This window comes from Bradyrhizobium sp. 2TAF36 (genome assembly GCF_052114925.1).
In the GTDB taxonomy this organism is placed as follows: Bacteria; Pseudomonadota; Alphaproteobacteria; order Rhizobiales; family Xanthobacteraceae; genus Bradyrhizobium; species Bradyrhizobium barranii.
Window position 1 is genome coordinate 211,160 of the sequence record NZ_JBFRFR010000010.1, and the last position, 25,040, is coordinate 236,199.

The following is a 25,040-nucleotide window of genomic DNA, read 5'->3' on the forward strand; positions in this document are numbered from 1 at the left end:
TTTTTGGGCCATTTGCCCTTGCTCCCGGCCGCCTTTTCGGGGAGATTGCGGCCCTCGAAGCTACGGACCCCAAAGCTCATGAACGCGCCTGCCTCATCTTCCCGTCAGATCGTCTGGCCAAGCGTCATCACTGTCGTCAGCGCGGCCATCCTGATCGGCGCCGAGGTGTTCGGCGCCGCGTTCGCCGGCGGCTGGGCGCTCGCGATCCTGTTCGGGCTCGGTGATCAGGGCACGCACATCCTGCAGGCTGTGCTGTTCGCGCTCGGCGTGCTCGTGATGACCGCGTTCATCCGCGCGGCTCAGCGCGTCGAGCCGTTCACGAAGCGCCGCTGACGCTTCCTCGCGCGCGCAAGACGCGCGCACGGCTGAGAAAACTTAACGCGCGTTCATCTTCCGCGTCGCTCGCGCAACACTGCGCAAGCAGATGTTAGGCAATTCTGTCCTCAGCCTAAAAAAATTCTTGCGAAGCTGAGTCAAAACGCTTATGTGCGCTCTTGCCCAATTTCGCACGTGCCTGTGGTCGTGTGTCAGTCGGTAGGTATCCGGACAAGAGGCCGGACAGCCGCCAAGGGGTGAAGAAGCCGAGGGGCTCTTCGGAAGTGCGGAAGTCGCGAGACCGAAAGGTCGGACGAGGAAGCAAACCCGGAGCGTCCAGCATCTCTCTCAAAGAGATGCCATGTCGAAGGTGACTTCACTTTTTGCAACCGTGACTGGCAGCCGGAGGCGAACCGGCGCACCCCGCTCTCAACGGGGGACGCGACTTAAAGCAACGACGGATCGGGCTTTTTTGGTCTCTACCGGCAGTCCAACGCCGGCGCGGGCTACTGAAAAGGCTTGTCCTTCATTGCCAGGTGTGCGGGCGGGAACAATCCCAACCAATCCACGGCAGCACAGTCTGGTTTGAGTCTTTGGCTCGTCGCGCCTCCATCGCGCGATCTGGCCGGAGCGCTCTTATCCGATGTCATTTTTTGAACGGATCCCCGTCGCTGGGCCGTTTGGGAGAGTGCTATGACCGAACGTATTCAGGAATTCCTGCGCACCCGCCGCAGCGAGGGCCGGGACACCGAGCCTTGCCTCGTCGTCGACCTCGAGGTCGTGCGCGACAATTACCAGACCTTTGCCAAGGCGCTGCCCGACAGCCGCGTGTTCTATGCCGTCAAGGCGAACCCGTCGCCGGAAGTGCTGTCCCTGCTCGCCTCCATGGGCTCCTGCTTCGACACCGCGACGGTCGCCGAGATCGAGATGGCGCTGGCCGCGGGTGCGACGCCCGACCGCATCTCCTTCGGCAACACGATCAAGAAGGAGCGCGACATCGCGCGCGCCTTCGCGCTCGGCATCCGGCTGTTCGCGGTCGACTGCGTTCCCGAGGTCGAGAAGGTCGCCCGTGCCGCTCCCGGCGCGAAGGTGTTCTGCCGCATCCTCTACGACTGCGCCGGCGCCGAATGGCCGCTGTCGCGCAAGTTCGGCTGCGACCCGGAGATGGCCGTCGATGTGCTCGACGTTGCCAAGCGCCTGGGCCTGGAGCCGTGCGGCATCTCCTTCCATGTCGGCTCGCAGCAGCGCAAGGTGAAGGCGTGGGACCGTGCGCTGGCGATGGCCTCGCAGGTATTCCGCGACTGCGCCGAGCGCGGCATCAACCTGACCATGGTCAACATGGGCGGCGGCTTCCCGACCAAGTACCTGAAGGACGTGCCGCCGGTCGTGACCTACGGCCGCTCGATCTTCCGCGCGCTGCGCAAGCACTTCGGCAACCAGATTCCGGAGACCATCATCGAGCCGGGCCGCGGCATGGTGGGCAACGCCGGCATCATCGAATCCGAGGTCGTGCTCATCTCGAAGAAGAGCGACGATGACGAGGTGCGCTGGGTCTATCTCGACATCGGCAAGTTCGGCGGTCTCGCCGAGACGATGGACGAGTCGATCCGCTACGCCATCCGCACCCCGCATGACGGCGCGGACATGACGCCGTGCGTGCTCGCGGGCCCGACCTGCGACAGCGCCGACGTGCTGTACGAGAAGACCCCGTATCCGCTTCCCGTCACGCTCGAGATCGGCGACAAGCTGCTGATCGAAGGCACCGGGGCCTATACGTCGACCTACTCGTCGGTGGCGTTCAACGGCATCCCGCCGCTGAAGACGTACCACATCTGATTTGCCGCATCTGATCCGCCTCTCGTTCTGAGGCCTGACGAACCCGGGAGCCGGTCCGCCGGCTCCCTTCCTGACATTGCCATTCTGACGACGTCTTGAGCCGGCGTGCTTCTCGCACGCGGGTTCAAGCGGGGACTGACGCGCCATGACTGCTTTTCGGAAGCCACAAGTCGCCCTCACTTCGAAAGCCGCTCCGTTCGCGATCCGTGCGGAACGTGCTGCCGACGTCGCCGCCCGTGAAGCGCTGCTGGATGCCTGCTTTGGCGAGAACCGCCATGACCGCACCTGCCAGCGCCTGCGCGACGGACGTGCACCTGCCGCAGGCCTTGCCCTGTCGGCTGTGCGCGAGGGGACACTCGTGGGAACCGTGCGGCTGTGGCACGTCAGCGCCGGAGGCAGGCCCGCTTTGGTCCTCGGACCGCTGGCGGTGGACCCTGCCTTCCGCGAGCTCGGGATCGGCGCCGCGCTGATGCAACAAGCGCTGGCCGCCGCCCGGGCACGCGGGCATGCCGCCGTGATCCTGCTCGGCGATGCCCCCTACTACGCCCGCTTCGGCTTCTCGCCCGAGAAGACCGGCGCATTGATGCTGCCCGGCCCGTTCGAGCGCGATCGTCTGCTGGCGATCGAATTCCAGGCCGGTGCGCTGGATGGCGTTGAGGGGATGATCGTCCCGACCGGCGCGGCCATGCCCAAACGGAGGGTAGTTCGCGCCCTCCAGGCGCACGCGGCCTAAGGGATTGCCATGATGGCGACGACTTAAGCCGCGTTCCGCGGCGATGCTCGCGCAGGCCCGTTCCTTTAGGGTTGCGCGGGCCTGAGAAACGCCCTTTAACCCGCCAAACACCCCCTTCAGTCGAGGCCCACGACCATGTCCCGTCGCCTGATCTCCACCGGCTCTCCCCTCGAGAAGACCGTCGGCTACAGCCGCGCCGTGATCGACGGCGAGTTCGCCTTCGTCGCCGGAACCACCGGCTATGACTACACGACGATGACGATGCCGGCCGATGTCACGAGCCAGTCACGCAACTGCTTCAAGACCATCGAAGCCGCCCTGAAGGAGGGCGGATTCGAGATGGCCGATATCGTCCGTGCGACCTACTACGTCACCGACGCCAGCTACATCGATGCCCACTTCGCTGTCTGCGGCGAGGTTCTCGGCGACATCAGGCCGGCTGCGACACTGCTTGTCGTCTCCGCCCTCGCCAAGCCCGAGATGAAGGTCGAGATCGAAGTCACCGCCAAGCGCCGCAGCGCCTGATCCACCCCCCACCCTTTGTCTGCCAGCACGTTCCGGAGAAACCATCCCATGAGCCACCCCTCGCAGATCTACGCGAAGATCACTGGTCCCATCGTCATGGTCGGCTTCGGCTCCATCGGCAAAGGCACGCTGCCGATGATCGAGCGGCATCTCGACTACGACAAGTCGCGCGTCACCGTGATCGATCCCAAGGACGAGGGCCGCAAGGCGCATTGCGAGAAGCAGAACGTCCGCTTCATCCAGAAGGCCGTGACCCGGGACAATTACCGGGAGTTGCTGACCCCGCTGCTCACCGAAGGCGGCGGCCAGGGTTTTTGCGTCAATCTCTCGGTCGATACCGGCTCCACCGACATCATGGAGCTCTGCAACGAGCTCGGCGCGCTCTATATCGACACCGTCAACGAGCCCTGGCTCGGCTTCTATTTCGATTCCTCGAAGGGCCCGGAAGCGCGTTCCAACTACGCGCTGCGCGAAGTGACGCTGGCCGCCAAGAAGGCGCGCCCCGCGGGCTCGACGACGGCCGTCTCCTGCTGCGGCGCCAATCCCGGCATGGTCTCCTTTTTCGTCAAGCAGGCGCTGCTCAATGTCGCCGCCGATCTGAAGCTCAATGCCCCCAAGCCGAAGACCAAGGCCGAGTGGGCGGACCTGATGCGGCAGGCCGGTATCAAGGGCATCCACATCGCCGAACGCGACACCCAGCGCTCCAAGTCGCCGAAAGAGCCTGACGTCTTCGTCAACACCTGGTCGGTGGAAGGTTTCCTGTCGGAAGGCGTGCAGCCGTCCGAACTCGGCTGGGGCACCCATGAAAAATGGATGCCCGAGAATGCGCGCACCCACGAAGCCGGCTGCGGCGCGGCCATCTATCTGATGCAGCCCGGCGCCAACACGCGCGTGCGCACCTGGTGCCCGACCCGCGGCGCGCAGTATGGCTTCCTCGTCACCCACAACGAGTCGATCTCGATCTCCGATTACTTCACGGTGCGCGACGCATCGGGTACGGCGGTCTACCGGCCGACCTGCCACTACGCCTACCATCCGGCCGACGATGCCGTGCTGTCGCTGCACGAAATGTTCGGCCGTGCCGCGAAGATGCAGGAAAAGCACCACATCCTCGATGAGAACGAAATCGTCGACGGCATCGACGAGCTCGGCGTGCTGCTGTTCGGCCATGACAACAACGCCTATTGGTACGGCTCGCAGCTCTCCATCGAGGAGACCCGCAGACTCGCGCCCTACCAGAACGCCACCGGCCTGCAGGTGACCTCCGCCGTGCTCGGCGGCATGGTGTGGGCGCTGGAAAACCCGAACGAAGGCATCGTCGAAGCCGACGAGATGGATTTCGATCGTCTGCTGGAGATCCAGCTGCCGTATCTCGGCCCGGTGAAGGGTTTCTACACCGACTGGACGCCGCTGACGGATCGTCCGGGACTGTTCCCGGAAGACATCGACACGAGCGATCCCTGGCAGTTCCGGAATGTCCTGGTGCGTTGACCTCTCAGCGCTTCCGGTCGATAGCGATGCCCGGCCTTGTGCCGGGCATTTCTTTTTGCCGACCTATTTCGCCAAGTAATCGAACGCCACGCTGCCGAGCCCGAGCGTCAGGTCCGCTTTGAAATGCAGCGCGGAGACCACCTCGCGCACCGGCAGGCGGGCGACGTCGCAGAGTGCGTGGGGAAACAGCCCGAGCGCGGCAGGGCCGGTCCAAGCTTCCTTCAGCACGACATCATCGAGATGAAACCGCACCAGCTCGCAGATCCGCGGGCTGCCGTCGACATGCGGGATGATCTTCAGGATGAAGTTCGGCGCCGCCATCGATTTCAGCACCGTGTCGTGGTCGACCTTGCGGTGCTTGTAACCCATCGTGGCCGAAGCGCAGAGGACCGAGCCGTAATGCAGCGAGCCGACCAGGACGTCGCTCTCGATCTCGATCTTGGGCCTTGCGAGCTTCTTCGGAAAGCCCCACAGCTCGCGGCCGCCGGCGATCGGGGCCTCGTCGTCCAGATACATCGCGTGGGTGTAGCCGCCCTCCTCGCCCTTGAAGCGGACCGGGATCACCTGCCCGGTTTCGGTGTAGTCGCCGAATCCGGTCGAGTCGGGCATCCGGATGAACTCGTATTTCACCACCGGCTCCGCCACCTCAAGCGGCTCGGGCACGATGGCGGCGAGGGCTTCGGGATCGGTCCTGTAGGTGATGATGAAATATTCGCGGTCGAAGAAGCGATATGGCCCCGGCGGGAATGCCGGGTTGGTGAGCGGCATCGAATAGGCGGTGCGGCGGACGTCTTCGATCTTCATGGGAGGCCCCATCTGTCGTTGGCGCGACAGATTATGGAACGGGCCGGTTGCCGAGGCGAGATCAAATGCGCGTCACAATACGCCGGCCGCCGGGCTACTTCTCCTTGATCGGCGGCGCGATCTTCTCCGCGGGCGCCGCCGGCAGTGCCGGCTTGGTCGCCGCACCCCGCGTCTGCGGGTCGGGGCGCGCGGGCTCGGGGGCCGGCGTGGTCGGCCGGTCGCCGCCGGGCTTGGCTTCCGCGGGCGTCTTATCCTGATCGCCGGATGGCGTGCCCTGGAGCGGTTGGGTCGCCTGCGCCGTCTGCATCCGGCTCTCGGCCCGGATCTGCGCCAGCGAGAGGCCTGACACCACGGCGCCTGCTGCGAGCAGCGAGCATGCGACCATCAGGTCACGTTTCAGTCTGCGCTTGTCATTTGGGCCGGGCATGTCGATCACCGCCTTTATCCGCGGGATCAACGAACTTGCCCGACTGCGGTTCCGTGGCGGACGAGGCGGGAACCGTGCCTTCGCGCGCCAAAACGCCGCRCTCAGTCTGAGGTGTTAACTTCCCAGATGGCGTGGCGCACGCCCGGCAGGTGCTGAAGATTGGTCGCCACCGCGTTGAGCTCGTTCGGATCGACTGCGGTCGCAACCAGCTTTGCGACGACCTCGAGAATATCATCCCCGATCTCAACCACGTCGATATCGGCCACCGGATATTTCGCGGCCTCCAGCTTTTCAACGAGGCGGTCGCGCATGTCGGGCAGGGCGTCGGCCGCGACGGCGAGCTTGAAATAGTAGGTCGCCTCCGAGGCCTTCTCGTTCAGCGGAATGCGGTTGATGGCGTTGACCAGTGGGCGCAGCATGGTGTTGCCGGCGATGACGAACACGGTCAGCGCGGCCGCCTGTGCGACCATGTCGGCGCCGGCGCAGGAGCCGACCGCGGCCGAAGCCCACAGCGTCGCCGCGGTGTTGAGCCCGCGGACGTCCATGCCCTGCTTCATGATGACGCCGGCGCCGAGGAAGCCGATGCCTGAGACGACATAGGAGATCACGCGGACCGCGCCGTCGGCGCCGGTCAGGTGCATGGCGAGATCGACGAAGGCGGCGGCACCGACCGCGACCAGCACGTTGGTGCGCAGGCCCGCGGTGCGCTGGCGGTACTGCCGCTCGGCGCCGATCAGCGTGCCCAGCACGAAGGCCGTGAAGAGGCTGACCAGCGTGTCCGCGAAGTCAGCAATCTGGAATGTCGTCAAAAACCGCATGGTCCCTCGCACGGGTTGGCAAACGATCTATGCGAGAGTGCCGACGAGGTCAATTTGAACGGGCACCGGCTGTGGAAGCCGATGCCCGGTCGTCTTGTTTTCTCCGCCTTAGTGAGCGGCCGCGAGCAACGTCTGCTGGGGCGGCGTGTAGTTCAGCACGGTGCCGCCGTTGCCGTCGGAGGCGAGCACGAAGGACGAGGCCGAGTATTGCGCCAGCAGAGCCCAGGAGTAGCTCTGGCCGCCGTCGGTCGTGACCGTCAGATTGTTCGCGCTGTCGACATCGACACTACTGACCACCGTGTTGCGGAAGTCGATGGTGTCATCGCCGCCGAAATTGGCGATCGAGCCGGCCAGGCCCGCCGGCATGTCCAGCACCAGCGTTGCGCCGCCGGAGCCACCGAAATCGACGTTCTGGAGCAGGCCGCCAGCGTAGACATGCTCGCTGCCGCCATCCAGATGCGCGTTTGAGACGTTGCCGCCCGCCCCCACATCCTGCTCGCCACCGCCGCTGACCGTCGTTGCGGTCGCAGCGCCTGCGACGAACTGATAGCCGCCATTGATCGTCGCGCTGCCGTCGGTAGCGCCGGCGTCCACGTACTGGAAGCCGCCGGCTGCGATCGTCGTGCCCGTTGTCGCGCCACCGGAGCCGACATATTGCCGCCCACCGGCATTGATGACGGTGCCGGCAGCGTGGCCATTGCCGAGCACCTGCTGATTGCCGTCGAGCACGGTGTCGGTGACGGTACCTTGGTAAACATCCTGGTAGCCACCCGCCGCGACCGTCGTTCCGGCGGCGCTACCGCCCTGATAGACGTGTTGGGAGCCGCCACTCGCGACGAGGACGCCATTCGCCGTGCCGTAATCGTATTGATTGCCGCCGGCGCCCACCGTCGTGCCCGTCGCCGTTCCGCTCAGATATTGCGTTCCGCCGTCGATCGTCGAGTTGACGTCGCGGCCGCCGGCGGCAACGGACTGCTGTCCGCCAGCCTTGATCGTGGTGTGGGCCGAGGTGCCGTTAGCGTAGACCTGCCCGAAACCGTACAACAGGGTATCTGTCGCACGCCCACCGGCGCGGATGTCCTGATAGCCGCCGGCTTCGATCATCGCGCCGGTCGTGCCGGTGCCAAAAACATGCTGCTGGCCGCCGTTCTTGACCACCGATCCGGTCGAGATGCCGTAGTCTTCTTCGATTCCGTTGCGCAAGACGGTCGCCCCGACCGAGGTGCCGCGGACAACAAGGCTCGGGTTGAAGGACGAGGAGGCCGCCGCGACGATCGCGTTCTCAAGTGAGGCGCCGCTCGCTAGCGTGTAGCCAAAGGCGAGAGGGATCGATTGCGACACGCCGGTATTGCCGGCGGCGTCGCGCAGACGGGCCGTCACATAGGAAAGTCCGGTTGCCGGAGACAGATTGTCCAGCCGCCAGGTGCCGTCGGCGGCGCTGGTGACTGCGTGATCCGTTGGACCAAACGACAAGGTGAGCGCGGAGGTCGCGTCAGCCAGGTCGAGCGTGCCCCGGACGGTGATCGAAAAGGGCGTTGCATCGGAATTTTCGATGCTCGTGATCGCGAGGACGGGGGCGGTCGCATCGACCGTAAAGGTGAATGCGGGCCCGGGGTTGCTATGGTTGCCCAGGCTATCCGTGGCGGTCGCGGCGTAGCTGTAGGTCGAGCCGTCCTGGAGGCCGGACACGCCGAGGCTCCAGCTGCCGTCGCTGCCAACCGTGGTGACGCCAACGACGGAATTGTCGCCGGCATTCGTGACCGTGACGGTGTCTCCGGCATTGCCGGAGCCGGACAGGGTCGTCATCCCGCCATGGAAGTGCGCCGCGTTGATGTAATTGTTGCCGTCCGCACCCGGCGTCACGTCCGCATCGACGATCGTCAGGGCCGGAGGCGTGCGGCTGATCGTATATTGCGTGGTGGTCGAATTCGGCGCGGTGAGGAAAACATCCTCGCCGGTCGAGGAGTTGCTCGTTGTCCACTCCACCACCACGTCGGCTTTTCCGTCTCCATTGAGGTCACCGACGGTGATTCCGTTGGCGCCCGAAGCGAGCGGCAACGTCACCGCCGGGCCGAACGTGCCGTCACCGCGACTGTAGAAGGTCGAAAGCGTATTGTTGCTGCTAGCGACCACGGCGAGGTCCGTTTTACCGTCGCCATTGAAGTCCGCGGCCGCCAAGTTCCAGATGGGCGCCGGTGTCAGGAAGGTCTGTGGCGACGCGAAGGTGCCGTCGCCGTTGCCGAGCAGGATCGCAATCGAGTTGTTGGTTCCGAGTGCAAGATCAAGCTTGCCGTCGCCGTTGAAGTCGCCGCTGATCGTTCTGGATGAGGTGCCGGCCGTGATCGGGGATTGGAACGTGCCATCCCCGTTGCCAAGCCGCACGGCAACCGGCGAACTTGACGAGTCCTGCACAAGCAGATCGATCTTTCCATCGCCGTTGAAATCTCCGCTCGCGAAGGCGTTGGAGGCATTCGTGGCAATGGGCGATCCGAAAGAACCATCGCCGTTACCGAGCAGCAGCGACGTGCCGATGTTGTTCGACATGATCACGTCGGCCCTGCCGTCGCCGTTGAAGTCGGCAAACGCCCTGATATTGCCGCCAGTGCTGCCACCCGTCGCATACTTCGTCGCCGCCGCGAACGTGCCGTCGCCATTGCCCAGCCTGACGTCCAGGGTCCCGGTGAAGATGTTGCCCATCAGGACGTCCAGCTTGCCGTCGCCGTTGACGTCGCCGAGTCGAATCGACGATTCCAGCTCCGAGGCGCCGGTCAGCGAGGTTTGCGTGAACTGGCCCGTGCCGTCATTGTTCCTGACATCAAGAAAGTATGCGGAAGCGCTGACGGTTCGGATGTACACCATATCCTGCTTGCCATCGCCGTTGATGTCGCCGACCGCCGCCGTGTTGATGATGCTGAAGCGCGGACCGCTCATCTGCGTTTCGGACTGGAACGGCCCGACATAATAGCCGCTGGAATCGTGCACATTGGTGCCGGTCAGTTGCAGCCCCAGCGAACCGCTGCCCGAGCCGGTGTTGACCGTGACCGTGTAGCTCGCGCCGTTGCTGCCAGCCACCGGCGTGATGTCCGTGATGCCGGCACCATTGATGCTCCCCGTCGTGGCGAGGGTGAACTGATCGACCGTGACGCCGGACACCGGCTTCGAAAAGGTGACGGTGTAGTGCACGACGGACGCGTCGGTCGACGACGGATCGGTGCCTGTGATGCTGACGAGCGTCGGAAGAACGGGGATGAGTGGCATGGGGATTCCCTGGCGTGGCGCTTGATGCGAGGATTCGAATTGCACGCCGGCTCCGGACAGGCCGACGCCAAGCGCAACTGATCGCGCGGCAGCAATTCGAAATTGCACGCCGTGCTCTCTACATCTGCGACCCTACAGGGACTGCTTGTCGGTTATGTTACACATTAACGATAAACAACATAACGCAGGGAGCCTGTGCCTCGCAGAAACCGGTCCCTCGCAAGATCGACAGACGATCCATGCGAGAGTTGCGCCGCGGTCAATTTGAACGGGCATCGGCGCTATGGAAGCCAATGCCCGTCCGTCTTGGTTTTGCCTGCCTTAGTGAGCGGCCGCGAGCAAGGTCTGCTGTGGCGGCACATAGCTCAGCATCGTTCCGCCGTTGCCGTCGGCCGCGAGCACGAAGGACGAAGCTGCGTACTGCGCCAGCAGCGCCCAGGAGTAGCTCTGGCCGCCGTCGGTCGTGACCGTCAGATTGTTCGCGCTGTCGACATCGACACTACTGACCACCGTGTTGCGGAAGTCGATGGTGTCGTCAGCGCCGAAATTGGCGATCGCGCCAGACAGGCCCGTCGGCGCGTCGAGCACCAGCGTTGCGCCGTTCGAGCCGCCGAAATCGACGTTCTGGAGCAGGCCGCCAGCGTAGACATGCTCGCTACCGCCGTCGAGATGCGAATTCGCAGCGATGCCGGTTGCGCCGACATCCTGCTCGCCGCCGCCGCTGACGGTGGCGCCGGTCGCCGTGCCCGCCACGAACTGGTAGCCGCCGCTGATCGTGGCACTGCCGTCGGTGGCGCCGGAGTCCACATACTGGAAGCCGCCGGTCTCGATGGTCGTGGCGGTGGTTGCGCCGCCCGAACCGACATATTGCCGCCCGCCGGCATTGATGGTGGTGCCGGTGGCATGGCCGTCCGTGAGCACCTGCTGCTCACCGTCGAGCACGGTGTTGGTGACTGTCCCCTGGGAAACGTCCTGATAGCCGCCCGCCGCAACGGTCGTGCCATCCGCACTGCCGCCCTGATAGACATGCTGGATGCCGCCGCTCTCGACAAGAACCGCGATAGACGTCCCGTAGTCGTACTGAACGCCGCCTGCGCCAACGGTCGCGCTCGTCGTTGACCCGACGATGTACTGCCGGCCACCAGCGATGGTCGCACCGCTGTCGGTGGCGCCGGCGTCGACATACTGGAAGCCGCCGATCGCGATGGTCGTATTGGTGGTCGCGCCACCGGAGCCGACATATTGCCGGCCACCGGCATTGATGACGGTGCCGGCAGCCTGGCCACCGGCAAGCACCTGCTGATTGCCGGCGAGCACGGTGTTGGTGGCCGTCCCCTGGTAGACGTCCTGATAGCCGCCCGCAGCAACGGTGGTGCCGCTGGCACTGCCGCCCTGATAGACGTGTTGGGAGCCGCCGCTCTGGACCATTGCGCCGGTCGCTGTGCCGTAATCGTATTGATTGCCACCCGAGCCGATCGTGGCATTCGCGCTGCTGCCCGTCACATATTGCGTACCGAAGACAGTCGCATCGTGGTCGGCGCCGGCCGTGCTTTGGGTGCCAAGAGCCTCGATGACGGTGCCGTAGGTGCTGCCGTTGACGTAGATGTTCTGGAGTCCGCCCGACTTGATCGTGGTGTGGATCGCCGTGTTGCCGACCGTTTGCGTGCCATAAAGCACCGTGTCCTTGGCGGTCCCCTGGAAGCTCACGAGCTGAGTGGCGCCAGCCTGCACCAGGGTCCCGGTCGCCGTGCCGTATTCGAGCCCTTGGCTCCCACCATTGTATATCGTTGCCCCGGTCGAGGTCCCGCGGACGATTTCGCCCGCGCCAGAGAGAACGATCGCGCCGGTCTCCGCGGCGTTGGAATCCACGGTGAAGAAACTGTCGACAACCACCGCGTTGGCGAGCTGCGTGCTGGAGACAAGCGTATAGTTGCCCCTGATGAGCGTATAGGTCGGCGAGGCGCCGACATTGCCTGCGGCATCCGAGAATCTAGCCACGATCGTCGTCAATCCGTATGGCACGACCTGGCTATTGAACTGCCACGATCCGGTCGCGCTGGAGACGATCACGTCGGTCCCTCCGATCGAGACGGTCACCTGCGCCGGCACGTCGGTCGTCCCCTGCAGGGTGACCTTCGGGTTTGACACCGACGAGTCGGCCGACAAATTGATGCCCGTGATCCCGAGCGATGCGGTCGCATCGACCGTGAAGGTGAACGCCGGGCCGACGCTGCTGTTGCCGTGGGAGTCGGTCGCAGCCGCGACATAGCTGTAAGTGGTGCCGTCCTGCAGGCCGGACACGCCGAGGCTCCACGTGCCGTTCTGGCCGACCGTGGCCGTGCCGACGACTGCGTGAGTCATGGCGTCGGTGACCGAGATGGTGTCGCCGGCATTGCCGGTGCCGGCCAACGTCGTCGCCCCACCATGGAAATGCGCCGCGTTGATGTAATTGTTGCCGTCGGCGCCGAGGGTGACGTCCCCGTCGGTGATGGTCAGAGCCGGCGACGTCCGTACGATCGTGTACGCCGGTCCCGTCTCGCTGGATGAACCGGTCAGCAGGATATCGGTGCCCGAACTTTGAGTGAAAGGATTGGTGCCGAATTGATATCCGACCAGAACGTCGGCCTTGCCGTCGCCGTTCAGGTCACCGGCGCCGATCTGCCCGGCGGTCTTGTCGAGCGGCGAGATCCTCACTTGCCCGAACGTGCCGTCGCCGTGACCGAAGAAGGTCGAGAGCGTGTTGTTGGTTCCGACGACCACGAGATCAGCCACGCCATCGCCGTTGATGTCGGCGACCGCGCCGGATCCGATCGTACCCGCCGCCTGAAGAGTCGTCCCGGACGAGGTGAAAGTGCCGTCGCCGTTGCCGAGCAGGATCGAGATTGTGGCGCTGCTGACGGCCGCCATGTCGAGCTTGCCGTCACCGTTGAAATCGCCGGTGAGGACAGATGTCGCCGTCCCGACCGGGGACGACGGAGCCTGGAACGTGCCGTCACCATTGCCGAAGCTCAGCGCTATTGCCAGATTGGTCGAATTCCTCGTCACGAGGTCGAGCTTGCCGTCTCCATTGAAGTCACCATAGGCGATGGAGCTGACCCCGAGATTCGTGGTGATGGCAGTCCCAAACGTACCGTTGCCATTTCCTGGCAGGACCGTACTGCCGACGACGATGTCGAGCACGCCATCGCCGGTCACGTCGATCACTTTAGGTGTTTGATAGACGCCGCTGCCGGCGGAATAGCTCGTGTTGGCCCCGAACGTGCCGTTACCGYTGCCGAGACGAACAGTCACGGTACCGTCGAGGGTGACCTGTGCGATGTCCAGCTTGCCGTCGCCATTCAGATCGGCAAGCGCCAGCAAGGGCAATAGGCCTGGGCTCGAGGTGTTCGAGGCTGAGGAGAAGTGACCGGTGCCGTCGTTCAGCGCCACGCTGACGTAGCTCGGGTTGACGAAAAAGTTTGTCCCCATCACGACGTCCAGCTTCCCGTCTCCGTTGACGTCGCCGATCGCGAAGGACGTCGGGCTGTTTACGGTCAGCTTCGATTCGGATTGGTACGGTCCGACATAGTAACCATTGGTATCGTGGACGTTGCTTCCCGTGAACTGGAGCGCCACCGAGCCGGAGCCGAATCCGGTATTCACCGTGACCGTATAGCTCGAAAGATTGCTGCCGGCGACCGGTGTCACGTCGGTGATGCCCGCGCCGCCGATGCTGCCACTCGTTGCAAGGCTGAACTGATCAATCGTGACGCCAAGAACAGGCTTCGAGAACGTGACGGTGTAGTGCACCGTTCCGGCGTCGGTCTGGGTCGGATCGGTCGCTGTGATGCTGGTGATGGTCGGAAGATCGGGGATGACGGGCATCTGAATTCCCTGCGGTGGCGCGTGTTGATGCGAGGATTCGAAATGCACACTGGCCCCGGAAAAACCGGCGCCAGGCACATTCGATCGCACGGCAGCAATTCGAAATTGCACGCCGTGCTCTCTACATCTGCGACCCTACAGAGGCTGCTTGTCGGTTATGTTACATGATAACAAAAATAACATAACAGGGAGAGGCTGTGGATAGTCGGCCTCATAGCTCCAGCAGACCGCCGTCCCCATTTTCGTCGGCGAAGGCCAGCAGCGTGCCCTTGGCGTTCCAGGCAATCGCTGCGACCGGAGGGGTGCCATTGCGGCGGACCAGGATCTCGGCGCCGTCCTCGAGCCGCACCATCAGCACGGTGCCGTCGCTGTAACCGGCGGCGAGGATGTCGTTCTTCGGATGGCAGGCGACCACCGACACGCGCGCCTGCAGCGGCGCGAGCATCGCGGGCTCCTTGCCCATCGGGCCGTCCTTGCTGCCGAACGGCCAGATGATGATGGTGTCGGCACCCGAAGTCGCCAACCCTTTGCCGCCCGCGCTCCAGGACATCGAACGGACGCGGCCGGGATAGCCGGTCATGCGCATGTGCCTGTTGTCGGCAAGCCGCCAGCCGTGCAGCGCCGCCTCGTGCATCGTGGTGACCAGGAACTTGTTGTCGGGGCTGAAGGTGACGCCGAGATGCGAGCCGGCCCAGGGCAGGAATTCGGCGGATCCTTCCATGTTCGGAAACCACAGCGTCGCGCCGTTGTAATGCGCGATCGCGAGCCGCAGGCCCTTCGGCGCGAAGGCGAGGCCGCCGACGGTCGAGGGCACCTCGAGCGACTTCTCCTCGGTCTTGCCGCTCTTGACGGTGGCCGTCTTGCCGGCCGACCAGGCATAGGCCCCGTCGGGATGCAGCGCCACCGCGTCGATCCAGCGCCGCTTGGGGTCGGTGGCGAGCAGCGTCACCTCACCCTTGGCGTCGAGCGACACGACCTTGCCGTCGTCGCCGCCCATGATGAGGCGCTTGCCATCGGAGGCGGTCGACAGAATGCCGCCGCCATGCACGGCGACCGTCGTGATCTCGCCCTTGGCGTCGACGAACGCGACATTCTCCTCGCCGCTGACGAAGGCGGCGCGGGGCCCGAGGAAATACACCGAGGTCACGCCCATGCCGAGCGTAACAGGCTTGACGCGATCGGTGACGGAGACGATCGAGGCGGAATCGGGGGCCGGCGTAAATTCTTTCATCACGAGACGATGCAGCTCTCAAAACCCTCGCGAATGGCCTTTTCCGGCAATTCGCGACCGATGAAGACGAGGCGGCTCTCGCGCGGCTCGCCGTCCTTCCACTTCCGCTGGTGGTTGCCCTCCAGCATCATGTGGACGCCCTGGAAGACATAGCGGTCATCATCGTCGTGGAAGGCGAGGATCCCCTTCGAGCGCAGGATCTTGCCGCCCTCGACCTGCACCAGGTTCTGGAGCCAGGGCATGAACACGTTCGGATCGAGCGGCTTGTCGGTCTTGAGCGACAGCGACTGCATGTCCTCGTCGTGATAGTGCTTCAGGCCGTGGCCGTGATCATGGTGGTGATGGTCGTGGCCATGGTGGTGATGATCATGGTCGTGGTCATGATCATCGGCCTCCAGGAAATCCGGCTCGATGTCGAGGATGCGGTCGAGGTCGAAGGCGCCGCGGTCGAGCACGTCCGCCAGGGCGACCGAGCAGCGCTCGGTGCGATGCAGCTTGGCATAGGGGTTGATGGCGCGGATGCGGGCCTCGACCTCGGCAAGCTCCGGCTTGGTGACGAGATCGGTCTTGTTCAGCACGATGACGTCGGCGAACGCGATCTGGTTCTTGGCCTCGGGCGCATCCTTGAGCCGGTCGGACAGCCATTTGGCGTCGGCGACCGTGACGACCGCGTCGAGCCGCGCGTTCTTCTGCACGTCCTCGTCGACGAAGAAGGTCTGGGCGACAGGCGCGGGATCGGCAAGGCCGGTGGTCTCGACGATGATGGCGTCGAACTTGCCCTTGCGCTTCATCAGGCCGTCCATGATGCGCACGAGGTCGCCGCGCACGGTGCAGCAGATGCAGCCGTTGTTCATCTCGAACACTTCCTCATCGGCGCCGATGATGAGATCGTTGTCGATGCCGATCTCGCCGAATTCGTTGACGATGACGGCGTATTTCTTGCCGTGGTTTTCCGACAGGATGCGGTTCAACAGCGTGGTCTTGCCGGCGCCGAGATAGCCGGTCAGCACGGTCACGGGAATTTTTTGGGACGCTTCAGACATGACAACTCCGGGTCGGGCTTTTCCGCGCGACGCGAGGCGGGGTGGCCCCCTGCCCTAGTGGTCAAGCGCGCTGGTCAGGGCCTTTATATTGTGCCTGACCATATCAATGTAAGTGGGTGCAAGCCCCTTTTCGCCGGTCAAACCGTCCGAAATCAGGGTCCCGCCGACCTTGGCCCCGGTCTCGGCCGCGATCCGCCGGATCAGACGGTCATCACTGATGTTTTCCAGGAACACAGCCGGGATCTTTTGGGCCTTGATCTGGCCGATGATGGCGGCGATGTCCCGCGCGCTGGGCTCGGTCTCCGTGGAGACCCCCAAGGGGGCCACGAACTGGACACCGTATTCGGCGGCGAAATAGCCGAAGGCGTCGTGGGTGGAGATCACCTTGCGCCGCTCCGGCGGGATTTTCGCCACGGCCTCCCGCACCTCGCGGTCGAGCGCTTCGAGCTTGTCCAGATAGGCCTTTGCCCGGGCGCGGAAGAACTCGGCGTCGTCAGGGTCGGCCGCGGCCAGCGCATTGGCGATGTCGCTCACATAGATCCTGGCGTTGGGGACGGACTGCCAGGCATGCGGATCCGCGGCCGAGCCGAGCTTCAGCGGTACGATGCCGGCACTCACGGTGACCACCTGCGCCTTGCTTCCTGCGGACTGCACCAGACGGGGCAGCCAGCCTTCGAGGCCGAGCCCGTTGACGATGACGAGGTTTGCATCCGCAATCCGCTTCGCATCGCTTGGCGCGGGCGTGTAGACGTGGACGTCGCTGTCGGGGCCGACCAGCGTCGTGACGTCGACCCGATCGCCGCCAACGGTCCGGACGAAATCGCCGAGGATCGAGAAGCTCGCGACGACGTTGAGCCGCTCGGCCGCATGCAGCGGCGAGGCGATCAGCAGGAGCACACAAAGCAGGAGACGCCGCATCGTCACGCGTCCAGATGCCGGCCGGGAAACATCTGCCGGACGATACCACCGACGCGGCCGAACAGCACCGAGACGATGTAAAGCACCGTCGCCAGCAGAATGATCGCAGGGCCCGACGGCACGCGGGTCTGGAACGACAGCACAAGGCCCGCATAGCCCGAGACGGCGGCAGCGACGACGGCGATGCAGATCATCACAGTGAGATCGCGCGACCAGAACCGGGCAATGCCCGCCGGCAGGATCATCAGGCCCACCGCGAGCAGCGTGCCCAGCGCCTGAAAGCCATTGACGAGGTTGATCACGACGAGCGCGAGGAAGGCGAGATGCGCGGGACCGCCGGCGCGGCTGACGGTGCGCAGGAACAGGGGATCGACGCTCTCGATCACCAGCGGGCGATAGATCACCGCGAGCACCAGCAGCGTCACCGTGGCGTTGAAGGCCACCACCAGCAGGGTCTGGTCGTCCATCGCGAGAATGTTGCCGAACAGCACGTGCAACAGGTCGATGTTGGTGCCCTTGATCGAGACGATGGTGACGCCCAGCGCCAGCGAGGCCAGATAGAAGGTCGCAAGCGAGGCGTCCTCCTTCAGCCCGGTCGAACGCGCGACCACGCCGGCGAGGATCGCAACCGCAAAGCCTGCAACCAGGCCGCCGGCCGTCATCGCGAACAGATTGAGGCCGGAGAGCAGGAAGCCGACGGCCGCGCCAGGCAGGATCGCATGCGCCATGGCATCGCCGACGAGGCTCATCCGCCGCAGCATCAGGAACACGCCGATCGGCGCGCCCGCCAGCGACAGCGCGATCACGGCGGCGAGCGCGCGCCGCATGAACTCGAATTCGGTGAACGGGCCGATCAGCGCGTCATAGATCATCTGCGATCACGCCGCCCGCGAGTGTCCGTCCTCGGCGCAAGCCGTGGCACTATCGTCAAAAGCCTCGCACATCCGCATCGCGACCAGCAGGTTTTCCGGCGTCAGCACCTCCGCCGTCGGTCCCCAGGCCACGGGGCCGCGCGCCAGCACCAGTGTTTCGGTGAAATGGTTGCGCACCATTTCCATGTCGTGCAGCGCGGCGAGCACGGTGCGGCCTTCGCCGTGCCAGTGCTTCACCAGCGCGAGCAGATCGGCCGTGGTCTTGCTGTCGATGGCGTTGAAGGGCTCGTCGAGCACGATCAGGCGCGCGTCCTGGAGCAGCACGCGCGCGAACAAGATGCGCTGCATCTGCCCGCCCGAGAGCGTGCCGATGGGGCGGTTCTCAAAGCCGTTGAGGCCGACGGAGGCGATCGCGCGCAGGATCTTCTCCCGCGCAGCCTTGCCGATGCCCCCGAACAGGCCCGCGTCGCGCCACAGCCCGGTGCCGACGAAGTCGAACACCGAGATCGGGAAGCTGCGGTCGATCTCCGCGCTCTGCGGCAGATAGGCGATATCGCGGCTATCGAGCCCGCCGAGATGGATGCTGCCGTCGAGCGGCCGGAGGATGCCGACGATGCCGCGCAACAGCGTCGACTTGCCGGCGCCGTTCGGGCCGATCACGGCGACCAGCGCACCGGAGGCGACCTCGCCGTTGAGATGATGCACGGCCGGATGCCGGTCGTAGCCGAGCGTGACATTATGGAAGTGCACGGCCGCCATGGTCACCTCATCGCCAGGAAGACCACGCCCCAGAGCACGGCGCAGACGGCAAGCGCGGCCGCGAGGCGGCCGGCCATGGTCATGCGCAGGATCGACCAAGGCGCGTCCTGGGCCGGATGGGGCGAGGCCGCATCATGGACATGGGCGTGGGTATGGTCGTGCCCATGCGAATGCCCGTCGCCATGAGAATGGTCATGAACGTGGTCGTGGTGATGGGCGTGGGACGCGGCGGGAACCATGCCAGCGACGTTATATTATAACATTACCCCTGTCCACGGCCGGCTCAGGGCTTGCCGATCACCATCGCGATGGCGGCGGCGACGAACGGGAACGGCACCGAGACGGCGCAGCGGAACCAGACGAACCGGGCCGGCATGAACGGGATTTCCCATAAAATCACCCGCTGGAAGGCGAACAGGGCCCAGGCCACGACATAGGCGACCACCTGCGGCACCCCACCGCCCGACTTCAGCGCTACCGTGCCGATGGAAAAGCCGATCACGGGTCCGCCGGGGGTGGCGGCGCCGGCGACCACGGCGGTCGCAACCCCGAGCCAGCCGCTGTCCGGCCCGAGCCAGCCGGTGATCACCTCCTGCGGGATGATGGCGGCGATGTAGCCGGAGCCGATCACTCCGAGCGCAATGCGCGGCACGATGTTGATGAAGTCCATGGAGCCTTCGCGGAGCGAGGCCTTGAACACCGGTGGGCCGCGGCGGAAGGCGATCAGGCCGACGCCGAACACCGAGCCCCACAGCAGGATGTCGATCAGAAGCGCCGCGCTCAAGTCTCGTCGTCCTTCGCGGCCGGCTGCGGATAGATCCGGACATAGACGAAGCGGCCGAGCGCGCCGGCGAGCACCGGCAGCGGCAGCGAGATCAGGATCCGCCACAGTGTGAAGTCGGTGCCCATGATCGGGATTTCCCAGGCCACCGCGCGGCCGTACCCGATCAGGGTCCAGCTCACGACCATGGCGATGGTGGCGCCGAAATCGGCGCCGACAGCGAGCAGCGCGCTCGCCACCGGATAGGCGGTGAAGGGTCCGCCCGGCAGGATCGCGCCGAAGGCGGTGCCGATCAAAAGGCCCATCAGGCCCGATTTCGGCCCGAGCGAGCGCGAGACTTTTTCGTGCGGCAGGATTTCGGAGATGAAGGCCCCGAGCAGGCAGCCCGCCAGCACGCGCGGCAGGATGCCGCCGAACAGCGAGAGGTCGTGCGTGAGAATCTCCAGGACACCGTCTGTGCCATCACGCCGCCAGACCAGGCCCGCGCTCACCGCCACCAGCACCGCGATGATGATGGTCGACCAGCCGATCGGCTTGCGCACACGCCCCGGCCGCGGCTCGGACTCCGCGTCCTCGGCAGGCGCCGGATTGTTCGGGGAAGGCTCTGACAACGGGCTCGGTGGGCTCGAGGGTGATGCCCATCCTGATTAAGGGCGCCGCCCATGCGATGCAAACAGTACGATGATGGGAAGCGATGCGCATCTCGCGCAGGGCCATGCGAAGCAGCAGTCGAATTCCGCACAGCAAAAAGGCGGCCGCGCATGCGACCGCCTCTTCGAGTTCGTCATCCCGGAGCGGCGACGCCGCACCCGGAAAGTGTGATGGCTCAGGCCTTGTCGAACAGGGACTCGACGTATTCCCAGTTCACGAGGTTCTCGACGAAAGCCTTCAGATAGTCCGGACGGCGGTTGCGATAGTCGATGTAGTAGGAGTGCTCCCAGACGTCCACGCCGAGGATCGGGGTAGCGCCGTGCACCAGCGGATTCTCGCCGTTCGGGGTCTTGGCGATCTCGAGCTTGCCGTTCTTGACCTGCAGCCAAGCCCAGCCGGAGCCGAACTGGCCAACGCCGGCCGCCTGGAAGTCCGTCTTGAACTTCTCGAAGCCGCCGAGGTCCTCGTTGATCTTCTTCTCGAGCTTGCCCGGCAGCTTGGTGCCGCCGCCATTGGGCTTCATCCAGCTCCAGAAGTGGATGTGGTTGTAGTGCTGGCCGGCATTGTTGAACACGGCCGGGTTCTTGCCGAACGAGCCCTTGACGATCTCCTCAAGGGACTTGCCTTCCCATTCGGTGCCCTTAAGCGCGTTGTTGCCGTTGGTGACGTAGGCCTGATGATGCTTGTCGTGGTGGAATTCCAGCGTCTCCTTCGACATGAACTGGCCGAGGGCGTCATAGGCGTAAGGGAGTGGGGGCAGCGTAAAGGTCATGGGTTGTTGTCCGCGACTGATGGGGAACTGGCTTAACGGGGACTCTTATAGAAGGTTCCACCGCCGTTAAATACCGCCAATTTGCGAAATTGCGTGATGCGGCCGATTGGCCGGATTGCATAAAATCGACGCATCGTGGGGCGCGCTTCGACAGGCCGTAAAATATCATTGCCTTTGAGGCGCTTATGGCAGAACGAACGCACCACGGCGCGGAGATGCGAAAGAGAAGGCAATGAGCATCGAGATCGACATCCTGAACGGCGACGCTTCGTGGCGGATCGCACAGCCCCTGCTCAGTGCGGTCTGGGGACGCGACGCCGCCGAGAAGCCGTCGTGGAGCCACGTTAAATGGGCCAATGCCGACCTTCGCGTGCTGATCGAGACGCCCGAGGACGGCCTCGTCTGCCACGTCGGCATCTACTTCCGTACCGTCACCTGGAATGGACAGAAGGTTCACATCGGCGGCATCGGCGGGGTCTGCACCCGCGAGGACCGGCGCGGCCGCGGCTACGCGACCATGGCGATCGACGCAGCCATCCACACCATGCGCGCCAACGAGGCGGTCCGTTTCGGGCTGCTGTTCTCCGAATCGAACAATTTTGCGTTCTACGAGGCCCGCAGCTGGCTGCCCTTCAAGGGCGAGGTCTATTGCGAGCAGCCGGAGGGTCGGATCCGCTTCGACTACATGGCGCCCTACGTCTTCAACATCGTCCGCGCGCCGACGCTGGGCACCATCGACCTATGCGGCCTGCCCTGGTGAGCCCTGCGTGAGGGGAGGACTGGCGCGAAGATGCTGCGCCCGATAAGATGTCGATCGTCATCCAATATTCCGCCCGGTGAACATGACGATCGACGCCTCCGCAGACGCCGCGCCGCCACGTGCACCGGTCGCTTCCCCCATTGCGAGCCTGCTGACGGCGCCGATCCTGCCGACACTGCTGCGGCTCGCGATCCCCAACATGATCGCGATGGTCGGCAGCACGCTGGTTGCGATTGCCGAGACCTCCTATATCGGCCGGCTCGGCACCATTCCGCTGGCGGCGATCGCGCTAGTGTTTCCGTTCGCGATGCTGACGCAGATGATGAGCGCGGGCGCAATGGGCGGTGGCGTTTCGTCCGCGATCAGCCGCGCGCTCGGCGCAGGCGATCGTGACCGCGCCGCGACGCTGGCGCTGCATGCCGCCATCATCGGCCTCTGCGGCGGGCTGTTCTTCACGGTGATGATGCTAGCTTTCGGCCGCAGCTTCTTCACGCTGCTCGGCGGACGCGAGCGCGTGCTCGAGGAAGCCAGCGGCTATTCGCAAATGCTGTTCTCCGGCGCGGTCGCGATCTGGCTCGTCAACACGCTGGCCTCGGTGATCCGCGGCACCGGCGACATGCGCCTGCCTTCAATGACGCTGATCGGGGCGAGCGCGCTCCAGATCGCGCTCGGCGGCACGCTGGGGCTCGGCCTGTTCGGCGTGAAGCAATTCGGCATGCCCGGTGTCGCCGCCGGCCAGCTGATCGCCTTCACCTGCGCGGCGATCTTCTTCCTCTGGTATCTCCTGTCCGGCCGCAGCCGGCTGCCGCTGAAGGTCCGCGCCTTCCATTTCGAACGCGCGATGTTCCTGGACATCCTCAAGGTCGGCGCGGTCGCCTGTCTGTCGCCGCTCCAGACCGTGCTCACGATTCTGATCTTCACAAAAATCCTCGCGACCTTCGGCACCGAGATGCTGGCCGGCTACGGCATCGGCTCGCGGCTGGAATTCCTGCTGATCCCGATCACCTTCGCCTTCGGCATCGCCTCGGTGCCGATGGTCGGCATGGCGATGGGCGCCGGACATGTGAAACGCGCGCGGCGTGTCGCCTGGACCGCAGCCGCGGCTTCGGGATTGACCGTCGGCCTGATCGGCCTCGTCATCGCGCTTGATCCGGCGCTGTGGGTATCGCTCTTCACCGGGGATCCCGGCGTCGCCGCGGCGGCGCACAGCTATTTCCACTGGGCCGGCCCGGCCTTCGCGTTCTTCGGCATGGGCGTGTCGCTGTACTTCTCCTCGCAAGGCGCGGCGCGCGTCGGCGGTCCGGTGCTGGCTTCCACGGCGAGGCTGCTGATCGTCGCGATCGGCGGCGTCGGTCTAATGACTGCGCAGGCGCCGGCCTGGACCTTGTTCGCACTGGTCGGCGGCGCCATGGTCGTGTTCGGACTTTCGACCGCAGCCTCGGTCGCCTTCGCCCGCTGGGGCAAATGAGCGCAGGCAAATAAGCGGGCAGATAAACGCAGGAATGTGATTCCATCCAGCGTTGCACTATCCTGCCGGACTGCTATGGAGGCGCCTCCATTTTCGGGGGCTCTCTATGTTCGGCAGATTCGCCATCCTTTCCGTCATCCTGACTACGCTGTTTGGTGCGACTGCCGCCCACGCGCAGAGCGCCGATGGGACCTGGCTGACTCAGGCCGGCGATGCGCGCGTCAAGATCAGCAAATGCGGCGGCGGCATCTGCGGCCATATCGTCTGGCTGCGCGAGCCCTATGACACCGCGACTGGCCAGCCTGCGACCGACAGCAAGAATCCCAATCCCGCGCTCGCCAAACGCGCGATGATCGGCCTGCCGCTGTTCAGCGGCATGGAGCCCTCAGGGCCGAACAAATGGTCGGGCCAGATCTACAATGCCGATGACGGCAGCACCTATGCGAGCAACGTCTCCGTGACGGGTGCGGATTCGCTGCGGGTCGAAGGCTGCGTCGGCGCGCTCTGCGGCGGCGAGACCTGGACGCGCGCGGGACGCTAGCTCGCGCCTGCCATCATCGCCTTCAACGCCGTTGCCGCCGACGCGTAGCCGCCGCGCGCGCCGTCGATGAAATGGACGTGGTCGCTGCGCAGGGCTGATGGCGTGAAACAGGTCATCATCGCGGCGTCCTGCTGGTAGAGGCCGTAGCGCACGACGCCGTCGCGCGCCGCAGCCGCGAGACGGTCGCTCAACGCGCGCTCGAGCTGCGGGGTGCAGTCGAGGATCATGCGCAGGCCGTCGTCATATTTGCGGAAGTCAGAATTCTCGACCACCTGGCGCTTGTAGACGTTTGGCACGAAACCGCCGACGTTGAGGTCGAAACGCATGATCAGATAGACGAACAGCGTGTAGGCCAGCACGCGGGCGCGGCGCGCGACCAGCGGACCGCCGCGTTTGGTGCGGGCTTCGAATTCCAGCCCCTGCGGCGGCCATTTCAGCGGCGGCCCCTGCGGCGGCACCGGGCGGCCGCCATCCGGACTGCGCTCGACGAGATGAATGATGTCCTCGATCACCTTGCGGAAAGCATGCGGATCGACACCGCGCGCCGGCATCACCAGCACCGACAGGATCAGACCGCGCGCGGACGGCATCACCTCGAAGCGGCAGGACAAGCCGGAAAGATCGGGCTGCGTGCCGGCGGGCGCCTCGGCGACCGCGAACTCGCCGCGCTTCATGGCGGCGTCGGCCCAGGCGAGCCCGCCGCCGGAAAACATCGCATAGGACAGATTGGCCGACGGACCGAAGCGCGCGACGCGCACGTCGAGCCCTTGGGCGCGGATCGCACTCACCGGCACCAGCGCGACGCGCATCTTCAGATCGAGGTCTTCCCGCACCCAGGTCGCGGTCGCGGCCAGCGCCTCGCGGGCGCGTTCGACATCAGAAGGCGCGACCGCAAAGCTCGCGCCGTCGCCGCCGAACACGAAGGGGAATTCGCGCCCCYCCAATGCGTTCGTCACCGCCGCGATCACGGCCGCACCGGCCATGTTGACCGCCTTGTAGCGCTGCGCCGCAATCGCCTTGGTGGAATCGACGATATCGGCGACGCCGATGTTCCAATCATCCGGCAGCGGCGCATAGAGCGCGGGGTCCATCAGGCTCGTGAAGCCGCGGAAGACGGGAATGCCGCCGTAGAAGGATTCGCCTGATGTCATCGGGTGATGCCGGATGGTTGGG

Annotated in this window: 23 protein-coding genes; 8 read left to right on the top strand and 15 right to left on the bottom strand. The window is 65.0% G+C overall.

Features of this window, described 5'->3' with window-relative positions:
- The first annotated feature begins 78 nt into the window (after positions 1-78).
- The 5 genes from AB4Z51_RS07960 to AB4Z51_RS07980 all read left to right on the top strand — a co-directional run bounded on the left by AB4Z51_RS07960 (position 79) and on the right by AB4Z51_RS07980 (position 4,900).
- Positions 79-333 (top strand): hypothetical protein, encoded by a 255-nt coding sequence (locus AB4Z51_RS07960; RefSeq protein ID WP_041954176.1) that lies wholly within the window; start codon positions 79-81, stop codon positions 331-333.
- Positions 334-1,008: 675 nt separating this feature from the next.
- Positions 1,009-2,151, top strand: a complete 1,143-nt coding sequence (locus AB4Z51_RS07965) for a type III PLP-dependent enzyme (protein ID WP_085398471.1) — start codon at positions 1,009-1,011, stop codon at positions 2,149-2,151.
- Between the two features lie 145 nt (positions 2,152-2,296).
- On the top strand, positions 2,297-2,884 hold the full coding sequence (locus tag AB4Z51_RS07970) for a GNAT family N-acetyltransferase (protein WP_085398472.1): 588 nt from the start codon (positions 2,297-2,299) through the stop codon (positions 2,882-2,884).
- A 135-nt stretch (positions 2,885-3,019) separates the two neighbouring features.
- A complete protein-coding gene (locus AB4Z51_RS07975; RefSeq protein WP_085398473.1) occupies positions 3,020-3,409 on the top strand; it encodes a RidA family protein in 390 nt (129 codons plus the stop codon).
- A gap of 48 nt (positions 3,410-3,457) precedes the next feature.
- The gene (locus tag AB4Z51_RS07980; RefSeq protein ID WP_041954184.1) at positions 3,458-4,900 is read left to right on the top strand and encodes a homospermidine synthase; all 1,443 of its coding nucleotides are present in this window, start codon (positions 3,458-3,460) and stop codon (positions 4,898-4,900) included.
- Positions 4,901-4,963: 63 nt separating this feature from the next.
- Here AB4Z51_RS07980 and AB4Z51_RS07985 read toward each other — a convergent pair whose 3' ends face one another.
- From AB4Z51_RS07985 to AB4Z51_RS08050, 14 genes are all read right to left on the bottom strand, one after another.
- Positions 4,964-5,704: an acetoacetate decarboxylase gene (locus AB4Z51_RS07985; protein WP_071909407.1), complete on the bottom strand. Its 741-nt coding sequence runs from the start codon at positions 5,702-5,704 to the stop codon at positions 4,964-4,966.
- 94 nt (positions 5,705-5,798) lie between these two features.
- Complete coding sequence (locus AB4Z51_RS07990) at positions 5,799-6,131, bottom strand: hypothetical protein (protein WP_085398476.1); 333 nt, start codon at positions 6,129-6,131, stop codon at positions 5,799-5,801.
- A gap of 101 nt (positions 6,132-6,232) precedes the next feature.
- Positions 6,233-6,949 carry an MgtC/SapB family protein gene (locus AB4Z51_RS07995; protein WP_441497218.1) on the bottom strand — a complete coding sequence of 239 codons (717 nt, stop codon included), beginning with the start codon at positions 6,947-6,949 and terminating at the stop codon, positions 6,233-6,235.
- A gap of 108 nt (positions 6,950-7,057) precedes the next feature.
- On the bottom strand, positions 7,058-10,207 hold the full coding sequence (locus tag AB4Z51_RS08000) for an FG-GAP-like repeat-containing protein (RefSeq protein WP_441497219.1): 3,150 nt from the start codon (positions 10,205-10,207) through the stop codon (positions 7,058-7,060).
- 321 nt (positions 10,208-10,528) lie between these two features.
- Positions 10,529-14,071 carry an FG-GAP-like repeat-containing protein gene (locus AB4Z51_RS08005; RefSeq protein WP_441497220.1) on the bottom strand — a complete coding sequence of 1,181 codons (3,543 nt, stop codon included), beginning with the start codon at positions 14,069-14,071 and terminating at the stop codon, positions 10,529-10,531.
- 211 nt (positions 14,072-14,282) lie between these two features.
- A complete protein-coding gene (locus AB4Z51_RS08010; protein WP_085398987.1) occupies positions 14,283-15,302 on the bottom strand; it encodes a WD40 repeat domain-containing protein in 1,020 nt (339 codons plus the stop codon).
- Positions 15,302-16,345, bottom strand: coding sequence for a CobW family GTP-binding protein (locus AB4Z51_RS08015; RefSeq protein ID WP_014491771.1), 1,044 nt, complete (start codon positions 16,343-16,345; stop codon positions 15,302-15,304). Before AB4Z51_RS08015 ends, AB4Z51_RS08010 begins: the two co-directional genes overlap by 1 nt.
- A 54-nt stretch (positions 16,346-16,399) precedes the next feature.
- A complete protein-coding gene (locus AB4Z51_RS08020; protein WP_085398986.1) occupies positions 16,400-17,263 on the bottom strand; it encodes a metal ABC transporter solute-binding protein, Zn/Mn family in 864 nt (287 codons plus the stop codon).
- A gap of 2 nt (positions 17,264-17,265) precedes the next feature.
- Positions 17,266-18,135, bottom strand: a complete 870-nt coding sequence (locus AB4Z51_RS08025) for a metal ABC transporter permease (RefSeq protein ID WP_441497221.1) — start codon at positions 18,133-18,135, stop codon at positions 17,266-17,268.
- A gap of 6 nt (positions 18,136-18,141) precedes the next feature.
- Positions 18,142-18,894 (bottom strand): metal ABC transporter ATP-binding protein, encoded by a 753-nt coding sequence (locus AB4Z51_RS08030; RefSeq protein WP_071909401.1) that lies wholly within the window; start codon positions 18,892-18,894, stop codon positions 18,142-18,144.
- Positions 18,895-18,896: 2 nt separating this feature from the next.
- Entirely contained in the window at positions 18,897-19,133 is a 237-nt protein-coding gene (locus tag AB4Z51_RS08035) for a hypothetical protein (protein WP_085398984.1), read from the bottom strand.
- A gap of 44 nt (positions 19,134-19,177) precedes the next feature.
- A complete protein-coding gene (locus AB4Z51_RS08040) occupies positions 19,178-19,678 on the bottom strand; it encodes a hypothetical protein (protein WP_008138982.1) in 501 nt (166 codons plus the stop codon).
- Positions 19,675-20,286 carry a permease gene (locus AB4Z51_RS08045; RefSeq protein ID WP_085398983.1) on the bottom strand — a complete coding sequence of 204 codons (612 nt, stop codon included), beginning with the start codon at positions 20,284-20,286 and terminating at the stop codon, positions 19,675-19,677. The genes AB4Z51_RS08040 and AB4Z51_RS08045 overlap by 4 nt, the downstream gene beginning before the upstream one ends.
- 215 nt (positions 20,287-20,501) lie before the next feature.
- Positions 20,502-21,098, bottom strand: coding sequence for a superoxide dismutase (locus tag AB4Z51_RS08050; protein WP_063985730.1), 597 nt, complete (start codon positions 21,096-21,098; stop codon positions 20,502-20,504).
- 232 nt (positions 21,099-21,330) lie between these two features.
- Between AB4Z51_RS08050 and AB4Z51_RS08055 the strand changes: the two genes are divergently transcribed.
- The 3 genes from AB4Z51_RS08055 (at position 21,331) to AB4Z51_RS08065 (ending at position 23,867) form a co-directional block, all read left to right on the top strand.
- Positions 21,331-21,858, top strand: a complete 528-nt coding sequence (locus AB4Z51_RS08055) for a GNAT family N-acetyltransferase (RefSeq protein ID WP_063985731.1) — start codon at positions 21,331-21,333, stop codon at positions 21,856-21,858.
- Positions 21,859-21,940: 82 nt separating this feature from the next.
- Positions 21,941-23,326, top strand: coding sequence for an MATE family efflux transporter (locus AB4Z51_RS08060; protein WP_085398982.1), 1,386 nt, complete (start codon positions 21,941-21,943; stop codon positions 23,324-23,326).
- A 106-nt stretch (positions 23,327-23,432) separates the two neighbouring features.
- Positions 23,433-23,867 carry a DUF2147 domain-containing protein gene (locus tag AB4Z51_RS08065; protein WP_085398981.1) on the top strand — a complete coding sequence of 145 codons (435 nt, stop codon included), beginning with the start codon at positions 23,433-23,435 and terminating at the stop codon, positions 23,865-23,867.
- On the opposite strand, the gene AB4Z51_RS08070 is transcribed toward AB4Z51_RS08065, so the two are convergent.
- Entirely contained in the window at positions 23,864-25,018 is a 1,155-nt protein-coding gene (locus AB4Z51_RS08070; protein WP_441497222.1) for a DUF3095 domain-containing protein, read from the bottom strand. The two genes, AB4Z51_RS08065 and AB4Z51_RS08070, sit on opposite strands and share 4 nt — an antisense overlap.
- Positions 25,019-25,040: the final 22 nt, after the last annotated feature.